General features: G+C 55.0%; 16 protein-coding genes. 10 read left to right on the top strand and 6 right to left on the bottom strand.

Annotated features, from left to right (window positions below):
• Positions 1-42: 42 nt before the first annotated feature.
• The 3 genes from QMZ65_RS11595 to mdtH form a co-directional block, all read right to left on the bottom strand.
• Positions 43-606, bottom strand: a complete 564-nt coding sequence (locus tag QMZ65_RS11595) for a lipoprotein (protein WP_283216009.1) — start codon at positions 604-606, stop codon at positions 43-45.
• Between the two features lie 110 nt (positions 607-716).
• Positions 717-1,364 (bottom strand): glutaredoxin 2, encoded by a 648-nt coding sequence (grxB, locus tag QMZ65_RS11590; RefSeq protein ID WP_058959598.1) that lies wholly within the window; start codon positions 1,362-1,364, stop codon positions 717-719.
• Between the two features lie 91 nt (positions 1,365-1,455).
• Positions 1,456-2,658: a multidrug efflux MFS transporter MdtH gene (gene mdtH / locus QMZ65_RS11585; RefSeq protein ID WP_034820128.1), complete on the bottom strand. Its 1,203-nt coding sequence runs from the start codon at positions 2,656-2,658 to the stop codon at positions 1,456-1,458.
• A gap of 244 nt (positions 2,659-2,902) precedes the next feature.
• On the opposite strand from mdtH, the gene rimJ reads away from it, so the two are divergent.
• From rimJ to murJ, 4 genes are all read left to right on the top strand, one after another.
• A complete protein-coding gene (gene rimJ / locus QMZ65_RS11580; RefSeq protein WP_034820126.1) occupies positions 2,903-3,496 on the top strand; it encodes a ribosomal protein S5-alanine N-acetyltransferase in 594 nt (197 codons plus the stop codon).
• A gap of 12 nt (positions 3,497-3,508) precedes the next feature.
• On the top strand, positions 3,509-4,150 hold the full coding sequence (locus QMZ65_RS11575; protein ID WP_034820121.1) for a DUF480 domain-containing protein: 642 nt from the start codon (positions 3,509-3,511) through the stop codon (positions 4,148-4,150).
• A gap of 1 nt (position 4,151) precedes the next feature.
• The gene (locus tag QMZ65_RS11570) at positions 4,152-5,072 is read left to right on the top strand and encodes a Gfo/Idh/MocA family protein (protein ID WP_283216008.1); all 921 of its coding nucleotides are present in this window, start codon (positions 4,152-4,154) and stop codon (positions 5,070-5,072) included.
• A gap of 121 nt (positions 5,073-5,193) precedes the next feature.
• Positions 5,194-6,732 carry a murein biosynthesis integral membrane protein MurJ gene (gene murJ, locus QMZ65_RS11565; RefSeq protein WP_097119606.1) on the top strand — a complete coding sequence of 513 codons (1,539 nt, stop codon included), beginning with the start codon at positions 5,194-5,196 and terminating at the stop codon, positions 6,730-6,732.
• A gap of 31 nt (positions 6,733-6,763) precedes the next feature.
• Here the strand turns inward: murJ and flgN are convergent, their stop codons facing one another.
• The 3 genes from flgN to flgA form a co-directional block, all read right to left on the bottom strand.
• Positions 6,764-7,195, bottom strand: a complete 432-nt coding sequence (gene flgN, locus QMZ65_RS11560; protein WP_058959595.1) for a flagellar export chaperone FlgN — start codon at positions 7,193-7,195, stop codon at positions 6,764-6,766.
• Positions 7,196-7,200: 5 nt separating this feature from the next.
• Positions 7,201-7,509, bottom strand: coding sequence for a flagellar biosynthesis anti-sigma factor FlgM (gene flgM / locus QMZ65_RS11555; protein WP_034830662.1), 309 nt, complete (start codon positions 7,507-7,509; stop codon positions 7,201-7,203).
• Positions 7,510-7,614: 105 nt separating this feature from the next.
• Entirely contained in the window at positions 7,615-8,274 is a 660-nt protein-coding gene (gene flgA, locus QMZ65_RS11550; protein WP_283216007.1) for a flagellar basal body P-ring formation chaperone FlgA, read from the bottom strand.
• 153 nt (positions 8,275-8,427) lie between these two features.
• On the opposite strand from flgA, the gene flgB reads away from it, so the two are divergent.
• The 6 genes from flgB to flgG are packed head-to-tail and all read left to right on the top strand — an operon-like array spanning position 8,428 to position 12,771.
• Positions 8,428-8,841 carry a flagellar basal body rod protein FlgB gene (gene flgB, locus QMZ65_RS11545; RefSeq protein WP_283216006.1) on the top strand — a complete coding sequence of 138 codons (414 nt, stop codon included), beginning with the start codon at positions 8,428-8,430 and terminating at the stop codon, positions 8,839-8,841.
• A gap of 2 nt (positions 8,842-8,843) precedes the next feature.
• On the top strand, positions 8,844-9,248 hold the full coding sequence (flgC, locus tag QMZ65_RS11540) for a flagellar basal body rod protein FlgC (protein ID WP_034830669.1): 405 nt from the start codon (positions 8,844-8,846) through the stop codon (positions 9,246-9,248).
• Positions 9,249-9,260: 12 nt separating this feature from the next.
• Entirely contained in the window at positions 9,261-9,935 is a 675-nt protein-coding gene (gene flgD / locus QMZ65_RS11535; protein ID WP_034830672.1) for a flagellar hook assembly protein FlgD, read from the top strand.
• Between the two features lie 24 nt (positions 9,936-9,959).
• Positions 9,960-11,192, top strand: a complete 1,233-nt coding sequence (gene flgE, locus QMZ65_RS11530) for a flagellar hook protein FlgE (protein ID WP_097119609.1) — start codon at positions 9,960-9,962, stop codon at positions 11,190-11,192.
• Between the two features lie 20 nt (positions 11,193-11,212).
• Positions 11,213-11,971, top strand: coding sequence for a flagellar basal body rod protein FlgF (locus tag QMZ65_RS11525; protein WP_034830676.1), 759 nt, complete (start codon positions 11,213-11,215; stop codon positions 11,969-11,971).
• Positions 11,972-11,988: 17 nt separating this feature from the next.
• A complete protein-coding gene (gene flgG / locus QMZ65_RS11520; RefSeq protein ID WP_034830678.1) occupies positions 11,989-12,771 on the top strand; it encodes a flagellar basal-body rod protein FlgG in 783 nt (260 codons plus the stop codon).
• Positions 12,772-12,800 lie beyond the last annotated feature (29 nt).

Raw genomic sequence — 12,800 nt, 5'->3', positions numbered from 1 at the left:
TGCCGGAAACAAAAACCGCACCCGAAGGTGCGGTGGTTGAGGTTAATCCGTAAACGGAATCACCAATTGTCCCGGCTTCACTTCAATACCCTTGGCAAATTTCCTCGCCAGTGCTTCCCCTTTACTACGGTCTTCGCTTAGCACATAGGCAGGCTTCTCATTGAAGTAGCGTTTGAGAGACTCATTAAGATAAGGCGTCAGTGTTTTCATGATGGACGCCATCTTTTCTGGTTGTACTTGCGCGTCGACAATTTCAATATCATGCAGATAAATTGCGCCTTCCTGCGCATTGAAAATCGGCTGCGCTTTCATCTTCAGCTGCATCTCAGCCTGCTGTGGACCAAACAGCGAGCTGACATTGATGTTTGCTTTGCCGGAGAGGGTAATCTTACCGGGTTCTTCACGACCAATCTGACTGGTGAGATCGCTGAGCACGATGTGTGCATTGACCAGCCCGGATACGCCGATGTCTTTTTCGAAGTTATTGCGCTTCTGCAGCGCTTGATTCACTTCCTGTTCGCTAATGGTGTATTGCGTCAATTGATTACAGCCGCTCAACAGCACGGCTAAAAACAGGGCTAATAGCCCAGACATCGCCTTTTTCATAGATCCTCATCCTGAACGATACGGCAAAACAGCCATAGCCTGCCTGAAACCGGGCCAGGTGTCACCAGGAGAGGGATGAGAAACGCCGCAGCGTTTCTCATCGGACGGGGCTATGCCGCGATGGAAGAGAGCAGGTTAATCTGGGTTTGCTTCGCCATATTGTCGCGGTAATCCGCTACGCGACTCGGCCATTCGATGCCAGCCACTAAGGTGAGCGAACGCAGGAGCGGAAACAGATTGATATCGTCTTCAGACAGTTCGCCATTCACGGCATTGGGTTTGACGATGAGCTTATCGAGTTGGCGCAGGTCATCACTGATGTTTTTTATCAGCCCGGGCGCGTGTTTACGCAGCTCAGTGAAATCTCCGACGCTGGCCTGTTTTTTCTCACGGAAGTAACTCCGCGCTTCCGGCGTGGCAAATTCCGCAAACGAGGCATCAGCGATGCGCGGAATCAGCAGCTTATTGATATAGCCGTTAACGCGGCGCAGCCATTCGCTGATGGCGGGGTTGTTTTTGCCATTAAGCAGCGGCTCGCGATCCTGCTTATCCACCAATCGGACAATGTCCATACTCTCTGGCATCGCACTGCCATCGGCTTTTTGCAGAATGGGCGCCATCTTCTGCCCGATGAGTTTTTTTGGCATCTGCTCATCGTCATTGAGCATAACGATCAATTCAACCGGCAGGTTCTTTAAGCCAAAAATCATGCGTGCTTTCACGCAGAAAGGGCAGTGATCGTAGATGTAGAGTTTCATCCCGTTTCTCCTGTGTAAATCTAAGGGTGACAAAGGTCACCCTTTTTCCGGACGTGCGGGAAGTATGGAAGAGATCCTCCGAAGGGGCAAACTAGCTGCTGAAGATGATCGGTGCCACCGGGCGCGGCTGGAACTGCCACCACAATGCCAGCAGAGTGATGATGCCAACGCTGCTCAGCAACATCCAGGGCAGTTCAGGCAGAGCCAATTGCTGGCCCATGTCGAACATCCACCCACCACCGGAGTAGCCAATCAGACCGCCGATAGCCAGACCTAAACGACTGAATCCCATGTAACTGCCCCGCGCGCGTGAACTGGCCAACGATGCGCTGAGCGTCTCGCGTGCCGGTTCGGCGATGATGGACCCCAGGTAGAACACGCCGATTAACAAAAACAGCGAAGGGAGAGATTGGGTCATGCCGACAGGCAGCAGGCTAAAGGTCATCAGGAATAAACCCGCCATAAGCCGGGTTTCCAGGCGGAAGCGTTTTTCGCTCCAGCGGGCCAGCGGATAGAGCAGGCTGAGCGACAGCATGGCTTCGATGGCGTACATCCATTTCACGGCGGCGGGCGCACCAGCCACCTGATTCACCATCACCGGCAGCATCAGCATGACCTGCACGGCCAGAATGTAGTAGCCGGTCAACGTCAGCACATAGAGGCGAAAACGTTTATCCTGCCAGACACGCTGCATACCTTCGCGCATCGCAATGCGTTCCGTTGAGATGCGCCACGCCGGTAGCCACACGGCGTTAAATATCGCCGCAGCGACAAACACCGCTGCACCCACCCAGCACACCAGGCGGAAATCCCACGCCAGCAACCAACTGCCAATCAGCGCCCCTAGCACCGCTCCCGCGCTGTCCTGCATCATCAGCAGCGAGAAGAAGCGACCGCGTTCACGAGCGCGCACCAGTTTTACCACCATGGCGCTGCGGGGCGGGTCAAACAAGGTGCCACCGAGGCCGGAAAGCAAACAGGCCAGCCACAACATCCAGGGTTGATGCGCCAGCGCCATGCAGGCAAATCCGGCTGCGCGCATCAGCATGCCCGTCACAATCAGCGGACGTGCGCCAAAACGGTCCGCAATCGCGCCGCCGAAAATGCCTAGCCCCTGCTGTACAAATTGACGCAAACCCAGCGCGATACCCACCATTAACGCCGCCCAGCCCAGTTGCTCAACGAAATGGATAGAAATCAGTGGAAATACCACGAAAAAGCCTAACACTACCAACATGTTATCGACTAAGAGGAATGTTTTACCGAGGCGTCGTGCCCGCGCTACCCGAGACATGCTTAATCCTGAGCAAGAGAAGAGAAAAGTGACCAGTTGGTCTATTTTCCGCCTGCGCTGACGGGAAAGACAGCGTATCCAGGATGATATTTTTTCATCGAATCCGCAGAAAAATTAATCCTGGATAAGGATGAATTGCGTGGCAGGGGCTTGAGGGTTTTACCGTAGTGAAAGGGACGGTTATAGTGAGAAGTATCGCCTCAGGCGTACATCTTTCTTAAAGTTATGGATTTCAGGAGTCATGATGTTTGGCTATCGTTCTGCTGGACCCCGCGTGCGCCTGACTACCGATCGTTTGGTGGTCCGTTTAGTTCACGAGCGCGATGCCTGGCGATTGGCAGATTATTATGCAGAGAACCGCGTCTTTCTTAAACCCTGGGAGCCGGTGCGCGACGAGAGCCACTGCTATCCCTCGGGCTGGCAGGCACGCCTTGGACTGATCGCGGATATGCATAAACAGGGCTCTGCCTACTATTTTGTGCTGATGGACCCGGAAGAGCATGAAGTGCGCGGGGTGGCCAATTTTAGCAACGTGCTGCGCGGTTCATTTCACGCCTGTTACCTCGGTTATTCATTAGGCGAGAAGTGGCAGGGGCAAGGCATGATGTTTGAAGCGTTGCAGTCAGCGATTCGCTATATGCAACGACAGCAACGCATTCACCGCATTATGGCTAACTATATGCCGCATAATCAGCGCAGCGGTGATTTGCTGGCGCGTCTCGGATTCGAGAAAGAGGGTTATGCCAAAGATTACCTGCTGATTGATGGACGCTGGCAGGATCACGTGCTGACCGCGCTGACGTGGCAGGAGTGGACCGCGGATCGTCGTGGACAATAAAAGGAAAACCGCATGAAGATGGCTTTATCCGCGCAGGCGCTGCGTGTGATCGGTTGCCTGTTAGAGAAACAGGTCACCACTCCGGATCAATATCCGCTTTCCCTTAACGGCGTGGTCACCGCCTGTAATCAAAAATCCAACCGTGAACCGGTGATGAACCTGAGTGAAATGGAGGTGCAATCTCAGCTTGATGAGCTGGTGAAAAAGCATCTTGCCACCTCCAATAACGGGTTCGGTCAACGCGTCAGTAAGTATGAACAGCGCTTCTGTAACTCTGCATTCGGTAATTTGCAGCTTAACAGCGCAGAAGTGGCGGTGCTGACGCTACTGTTCTTACGCGGCGCACAGACGCCGGGTGAGCTGCGTACCCGCAGTGGACGTTTGCATGAGTTCAGCGATATGAATGAGGTCGAGCAAACGTTGAACGGCTTAATCACCCGTGATGACGGCCCGATGGTGGTGCGTCTGGCACGTGAGCCGGGTAAACGCGAAAGCCGTTATATGCACCTGTTCGGCGGCGATGTGGCTGAAGCACCCGCCGCGAGCACGGATGAGATGGACAGTGAAGATTTGGTCAGCCGAGTTGCGCAGTTGGAACAACAGGTGGCTCAGCTGCAATCCCAGCTGGAGCACCTGTTGCAGAAGGAGCAATAACATGACGCTACGTATCGGTATTGTTGGATTAGGCGGCATCGCGCAAAAAGCCTGGTTGCCCGTGTTGTCGCACGCCACCGACTGGCAGCTGGCAGGGGCGTTTTCGCCGAATCAGGCTAAAGCCCAGCCGATTTGCGACAGCTACCGCATGCCATATTTCCGTCAGCTGGACGCGCTGGCAGCCGCCAGTGATGCGGTCTTTGTGCACAGCAGTACCGCCAGTCATTTTGAAGTGGTGCAGGCGTTGCTGCTGGCGGGCAAAGATGTTTGCGTGGATAAACCTTTAGCCGAAACCCTGCAGCAGGCGGAAGCGCTGGTGGCACTGGCAGAGAAGCGCAAACGTAAACTGATGGTGGCGTTTAATCGTCGCTTTGCGCCACGCTATCAACAGTTGAAAGCGGAAATGCCGCGAGCGGCTTCACTGCGTATTGAGAAGCATCGTGCGGATAGCGTGGGTCCACAGGATCTGCGTTTCACTTTGTTGGATGACTACCTGCACGTGGTGGATACAGCGCTGTGGCTGGCAGGGGGCAAACTGACGCGTGAGCAGGGCTTTATTGAAACTAACGAGGAGGGGGCGATGCTGTATGCCGAGCATCACTTCTCGGCGGGGGCACTGCAAATCACCACCAGCATGCATCGTCGCGCGGGCACGCAGCGCGAGGTGGTGAGCGCCATCTGCGACGGTGACTACATCGAAATTAATGAGATGCGTGACTGGCAGCAGGAGAACCTCGGCGGCTTACGCACCGATCCGGTAGCCTCCTGGCAAAGCCATCTTGCTCAGCGTGGTTTCAGCGGTGCGGCACAGCATTTTATCCAGTGCGTACAAAATCAGACGATGCCTGAAACCAGCGGTGAACAGGCGCTGGCGGCGCAGCGTCTGGTGGAAAAACTGTGGCGCGATGCCGAACAGGAATAACCCCTTGTAACACTCAATGCTGGTCATTTCCCGCCGTGGCAGTAGACTATCGCCGGACATCAGCAGATGTCCGCGCTAAGTTGCTCATTTATCCGACACTTTTCAGGATGCGCCACTCAAAATGAATTTGTTGAAATCGCTGGCTGCGGTCAGTTCGATGACCCTTTTTTCCCGCGTGCTGGGCTTTGCCCGTGATGCCATAGTGGCACGCGTTTTCGGTGCCGGTATGGCCACCGATGCCTTCTTCGTGGCCTTTAAACTGCCCAATCTGCTGCGCCGTATCTTTGCGGAAGGCGCCTTTTCTCAGGCGTTTGTGCCCATTCTTGCCGAATACAAAAGCAAGCAGGGAGAAGAGGCCACACGCGTATTTGTGGCCTACGTTTCCGGTTTGCTGACGCTGGTGCTGGCGGTGGTGACGGTGCTCGGCATGATTGCCGCGCCCTGGGTGATTATGGTCACTGCGCCCGGATTTGCTGATACCGCCGATAAATTCGCGCTGACCAGTTCGCTACTACGCGTTACCTTTCCTTATATTCTGCTGATCTCCCTGGCGTCGCTGGCCGGTGCGATACTCAACACCTGGAATCGTTTCTCGGTTCCGGCATTTGCGCCGACGTTATTAAACATCAGCATGATTGGCTTTGCGGTGTTTGCTGCCCCGCATTTCCATCCACCGGTGATGGCGCTGGCATGGGCTGTGGTGGTCGGTGGGGTGTTGCAACTGTTCTACCAACTGCCGCACTTGAAGAAAATCGGCATGCTGGTGTTGCCGCGCCTCAACCTGCGTGACGCCGGCGTATGGCGCGTCATGCGCCAAATGGGACCGGCGATTCTTGGCGTATCGGTGAGCCAAATATCCCTGATCATCAACACCATTTTCGCCTCATTCCTCGTCTCGGGTTCAGTGTCGTGGATGTACTATGCTGACCGTTTGATGGAGTTCCCGTCGGGCGTATTGGGTGTCGCACTGGGCACGATTTTGCTGCCATCGTTAGCGAAGAGTTTCGCCAGCGGCAATCATGATGAGTACTCGCGTCTGATGGATTGGGGCCTGCGCCTCTGCTTCCTGTTGGCCCTACCGAGCGCTGTTGCCCTCGGCATCCTCTCTGGCCCACTGACCGTGGCGCTGTTCCAGTACGGTAAATTCACCGCGTTCGATGCCGCCATGACGCAGCGTGCGCTGGTGGCGTATTCGGTAGGATTGATGGGGCTGATTGTGGTCAAAGTGCTGGCGCCCGGATTCTATTCGCGTCAGGACATTAAGACCCCGGTGAAGATTGCGATTGTGACGCTGATCATGACGCAGGTGATGAACCTGGCGTTTATCGGCCCGCTCAAACATGCCGGATTGTCGTTGTCGATTGGATTAGCGGCTTGTTTGAATGCCGCGCTGCTGTACTGGCAATTACGTAAACAGGATATCTTCCAGCCGCAGCCGGGTTGGTTTAGCTTCCTGGTGCGTCTGATGATTGCGGTTGTGGTCATGGCAGCAGCGCTGCTGGGCATTCTGCATGTGATGCCGGCCTGGGAAGAAGGGCAGATGTGGTGGCGGTTACTGCGTCTGGCTGCAGTCTGTGCTATTGGCGGTGGTGCTTACTTTGTCATGCTGGGTCTGTTGGGCTTCCGCCCGAGAGATTTTGCCCGCCGCACGCTGGCATAAAAAAATCCCGCCTCGGCGGGATTTTTCTTTATTAACCTTTGCGGCTGAGCGTCGACTGACCTTTGCCTAATCCATCGGGACCGTAAAACGCCTGAGTCTGGTGCGGTTTCAGTACCGAGAGCGCATCATTGGTGAAGCTGATTTGATGCTGCAGCAGAATACCGTTATGAGTGTTGGTATCGCGCAAACGGCGGGTATGCTGCTGAATGCTCTGCCAGCGGCGTTCACGATCGCTGTGACCATCATAGGGCGCCTGAGTACCGAGTGATTTTTCGGTATTTCGGCGCATGTCGTCCAGATAATTCAACGTCGTCAGCAGCGCGCTTTTATCTTCTGATATGCGCTGCAACAGGTTGCCATTAACCTGGCCGGCAGACAGTTGCTGTTGCTCTTCATCCATCACCACAGTGAGTGAAGCCAGCACGTCTTGCATTTTATCTAAGGTGGTCAGCAGATTGTCCATTGGGATTAGTTACCCTCTAAATACGCCTTGGTATCGGCGATCAGCGCGTCGGCGATCTTACCGGTATCCATTTTCAGTTCGCCATTACGAATAGCGGTTTTCAGTTGTTCAACACGTGCAGTGTTGATGTCTTTGCTGCCCGGCTGCATTAACTGCGCCTGAGCCGTGCTCAACTTCACTTCGGCACCGCTTTCGCTGGTGCTGGCGTTGGTTGAAGCAGTCACGTTTTGGCGCACCTTGCCGTTGTTATCGTTGGTGTCGCGGGATTGTACAGTGCTCACCGGAATTAAAGGCTGCGTTCTGTCGATGCTCATGGTCGTGCTCCTGTAAGGTCAGCTGAGGGTCAGTCAACTGAGTCAGCATAGGGTAATGTCTTTGTTGATATCTCTATCGGCAGAACAACAAGGTTCTTTAACGCTTTATAGCGATATCAGAATATTCCCATCCGCGTCGACGCGCCCACTGACAACCTGACCATTTCCCATGCGCACGCGCACCATTTGTGCCGCGCTGGCGTTGTTCAGCGCACGTCCTTCGCTACTGGCATTAAACCCGTTTCCGCTGGCTACCACCATCACATTTTGTCCTGCTTTGACCCGCCAGGGCTGACGCAGCATCATTGCGGTCACCGGCTGTCCAGGCGGGATATCGCGCAGCGCAATCGCATCGGTCACGCTGTTGTTATCGAACAGGGCTCGCGGAGGCAGTTCATCCAGACGCCCGGTCTCGAGACGGAAATCATTCGGGTCGAGGGTACTGCCACGGGCGACCTGACGGCTGGCAACTAAATACTGACCGGTCACCTGTACCTGAACTTGCAGGAAACGACGATTCTGATCGCAACTGGCGGCAATGCTGAGATTACCCCACTGGCGGCTGTTGCCCGGCAGTTGTAACGCCGGTGCCTCGCAGGTCGGCCACTGCTCTTTGGGTGTGCGCACCACCACGGTCATCCCCGCGGCATGTTGCGGATCGCGCGCTTTAAAAAACTGCGTTAACTGTGCGGTCAGGTCCGCCGCATGGCCGGGCAGCGCGAAGGCCAACAACAACGTGGCCAGCAAAGATGAAGAACTGCGCATAAACGCCTCCTGTCGAGAAGATGGCCTGAGTCTACTCTTCGCGCGAAAAATTCAATGTCAAAAATAGCCGTGATTTTTGCTGCTATTCAGACGATCGCCCTTGCATTTGTCCACTTAAGCTGTCAGCTCGAAATTCTCATTCGCGGAGGAAGCATGCTCGACAAACTCGATGCCGCGCTGCGATTTGGTACAGAAGCGTTAAATCTGCGTGCTCAGCGCCAGGAAATCCTGGCGTCCAATATTGCCAACGCCGATACCCCGGGCTACCAGGCGCGGGATATCGACTTTGCCAGCCAGCTGAGCAAGGTGATGGAAAATGGTCGCGCGGAGGGGAGCAGCATTGCGCTGAAAGTCACCTCTTCACGCCACATCGCTGCTGAAACCAACTCTCAGCCATCCATGGACCTGATGTACCGCATTCCCGATCAACCTGCCGCGGATGGCAACACCGTGGATATGGATCGTGAACGTACCCAGTTCGCTGATAACAGCCTGAAATACCAAACCGATCTCACCCTCATCAGTAGCCAAATCAAAGGCATGATGAGCGTTCTGCAGGGGCAATAACCATGGCATTGCTGAATATTTTTGATATCGCCGGTTCTGCGATGACCGCGCAATCACAGCGCCTCAACGTCAGTGCCAGTAACCTGGCCAACGCCGACAGCGTCACCGGGCCGGATGGCCAGCCTTATGTGGCAAAACAGGTGATATTCCAGACCGATGCCGCCCCTGGCGCGGCGACCGGTGGCGTCAAGGTCGCGGGCGTGGTGAACGATCCTACCCCGGCCAAATTGGTTTATGACCCCGGTAATCCGATGGCGGATGAGAAGGGTTACGTCAAGATGCCAAACGTCGATGTCGTATCAGAAACCGTTAACACCATGTCAGCGTCCCGCAGTTATCAGGCCAACGTCGAAGTGTTGAATACGGTGAAATCAATGATGATGAAAACCCTGACGATGGGTCAATAACGGAGCACGAACATGAGCGTAGCAGTCGGCGTTAATGCCAATCTTGACCCAACGGTACTGAGTTCTTCCAGTTCAACAGGGACGGGAAACAGTGCTCAGGACTTGCAGAACCAGTTCCTGACCATGCTGGTGACGCAGTTGCAGAACCAGGATCCCACCAACCCAATGGACAACAGCCAGCTCACCACTCAGCTGGCGCAAATTAACACCCTGAGCGGCATTGAGAAGCTGAATACCACATTGGGTTCTATCTCTGGTCAGCTCACTACAAGCCAGTCACTGCAGAGTACGACGCTGATTGGGCATGGTGTGATGATTGATGGCAGCCAGATCCTGGTTGGCAGTGGTACCACGACACCCTTCGGTGTGGAGTTGAGCACGGCCTCTACCGCCACCACCGCGACCATCAAAGATTCGAACGGCACTGTGGTTCGCACTGTCGATTTGGGCGCATTGACGTCCGGCGTTCACGCTTTCTCCTGGGACGGCAAAGATGCGAATGGCACGACAGTGGCTGATGGCAAATATTCTGTATCAATTGCCGCCAGTAATGGCAGCACACAATTGGTGGCACAACCGCTTAATTACGCTTACGTGAATGGCGTGAGTACGGTGGATAACACCTCAAAACTGGACCTCGGCACCATGGGCTCCGCCACTCTTGATGAAGTTCGTCAGATTCTCTAATTCAATTTTAGCAGGAGACACGTTATGTCTTTTTCTCAAGCTGTCAGTGGTATGAATGCGGCCTCCAGTAACCTGGATGTCATTGGTAACAACATCGCCAACTCCGCGACCGCGGGTTTCAAATCCAGCACCATTTCGTTCGCGGATATGTTTGCTGGTTCAAATATCGGTATGGGCACCAAGGTCGCTGCGGTTATTCAGAACTTCAACGACGGTACCACGACCTCAACCAGCCGTGGTCTGGACGTGGCACTGAGCGGTAACGGTTTCTTCCGTATGACCGATGCTGCGGGTAGCGTGTACTACTCTCGTAATGGTCAGTTCACGCTGGATGCCAACCGTAACCTGGTGAACACTCAGGGCATGAGCGTGACCGGCTATCCGGCAACCGGTACCCCGCCGACCATTCAGACGGGTGCAAACCCGGTGGCATTGAGCGTACCGACGACGCAGATGTCGGCGCGCGCGACCACGACCGCCGGTTTGGTGTCTAACCTGAACTCCACAGATAGCGTGCCAACAGTGGCAACCTTCAGCTCGTCAGACGTCGATAGCTACAACGCCAAAAGCACCGTCACTGTGTATGACTCACAGGGTAACGATCATGCTCTCGACCTCTATTATGTGAAAACCAGTGATAACAACTGGGATGTGCACGCGATTGATTCCACGACTGGAACGTCAGCAGGTGATTTCTCCATGACCTTTGACTCCAACGGTAAGCTGCAATCTATCACAAGCGGCGGGACAACCACCGCAGGCGCAACCACTGTTGGCTTGACTATTCAGGGATCTAATGGTGCTGCGGCTAATCAGGCCATCACGTTGAGCGTACTTGGAAGCCAGCAACAAAACACCGGCACCACGTCATTCGGAAACCCAACGCAGGATGGTTATGCGCCGGGCGACCTGACCAGCTACGCCATCAACGATGACGGCACCATTACCGGTACCTATTCGAACCAGAAAACTCAGCTGCTGGGTCAAATCGTTCTGGCCAGCTTCTCTAACCCGGAAGGCCTGCAGTCAGAAGGCGATAACGTCTGGTCTGCGACCAACTCTTCGGGTCAGGCAGCTATCGGTTTGGCTAACACCGGCACTTACGGTTCACTGACTTCAGGTGCACTGGAAGCCTCCAACGTCGATCTGAGTAAAGAGCTGGTCAACATGATCGTTGCACAACGTAACTATCAGGCGAACAGCCAGACGATTAAAACGCAGGATCAGATCCTCAACACCCTGATCAACTTACGTTAATTCGCTAACGGGATTGCATTATGGATCACGCAATATACACCGCGATGGGCGCCGCCAGTCAGACGATGGAACAACAATCGGTGACCGCCAGCAACCTCGCCAACGCCTCAACGCCGGGCTTCCGCGCCCAGCTCAACGCGTTGCGCGCGGTGCCGGTCAACGGCTGGTCGCTGCCGACGCGCACCTTAGTGGCTGCCTCAACGCCGGGTGCCGATATGACGCCAGGCGCCATGGACAACACCGGACGCCCGCTCGATGTGGCGGTACAGCAAGATGGCTGGCTGGCGGTGCGTACCGCTGACGGTTCTGAAGCCTATACCCGCAACGGCAACATGCAGATCAGCTCGACCGGTATTTTGACCATTCAGGGCAATCCCGTGATGGGCGATGGCGGTCCAATCGCCATTCCACAAGGCTCCGAGCTGACTATCGCGGCTGACGGTACCATCACCTCGCGTAATGCGGGTGATGCGCCAAACGCCACGGTACAGATTGGCAAGCTGAAGCTGGTTAAGGCCACGGGCAAAGAGTTACAGCGCGGTGACGACGGTATGTTCCGTCCAACCCAGGCGACGCAGGCGACACGCGGTGCGGCTTTAGCCCCTGATGCAACGGTCGCCGTTATGCCAGGCGTGCTGGAAGGCAGCAACGTTAAGCCAGTGGAAACCATGGTCGACATGATCGCCAACGCCCGACGTTTCGAGATGCAGATGAAAGTCATCACTAACGTCGATGAAAACGAACAAAAAGCCAATCAACTGCTCAACATGAGCAGCTAAGGCGTAAGGAAAACAACATGATTCGTTCTTTATGGATCGCTAAAACCGGCCTTGACGCCCAGCAAACCAATATGGACGTCATTTCGAACAACCTTGCGAACGTTTCAACCAACGGGTTTAAACGTTCGCGTGCCGTGTTCGAAGATCTGATGTATCAGACGCTGCGTCAGCCGGGCACGCAGTCATCGGAACAGACCACATTGCCTTCAGGCTTGCAGATTGGTACCGGTGTGCGCCCAGTGACCACCGAGCGTCTGCATACCCAGGGCAACCTGTCGCAGACCAGCAACTCAAAAGACGTGGCGATCAACGGTCAGGGTTATTTCGAAGTGCAGATGCCAGACGGTACCTCTTCATATACGCGTGACGGTTCATTCCAGGTAGATCAGAACGGTCAGCTGGTGACCAACGCCGGCTATCCGGTTCAGCCTGGGATCACTATTCCGGCGAACGCCACCAGCATCACCATCTCGCGTGACGGTGTGGTGAGCGTGACGCAGCAGGGGCAGACCAACCCAGCGCAGGTGGGACAGTTGACGCTGAGCACCTTTATGAACGATGCGGGCCTCGATAGCCTGGGTGAAAACCTCTATCAGGAAACGCAGGCATCCGGTGCGGCGACGCAGAGTACGCCAGGGCAGAACGGCGCTGGTTTGCTGTATCAGGGTTATGTTGAAACCTCTAACGTCAACGTGGCGGAAGAGTTGGTCACCATGATTCAGACGCAGCGTGCTTATGAAATCAACAGCAAAGCGATCACCACCTCTGATCAGATGCTGCAGAAATTAACCCAGGTTTAATCTGGGGCCGTTGGGCCAGCCTGGCTGGC

The sequence above is a fragment of the Pantoea sp. EABMAA-21 genome (assembly GCF_030053335.1).
Lineage (GTDB): Bacteria > Pseudomonadota > Gammaproteobacteria > Enterobacterales > Enterobacteriaceae > Pantoea > Pantoea communis.
This window is presented reverse-complemented; position numbering and strand designations above follow the sequence as displayed.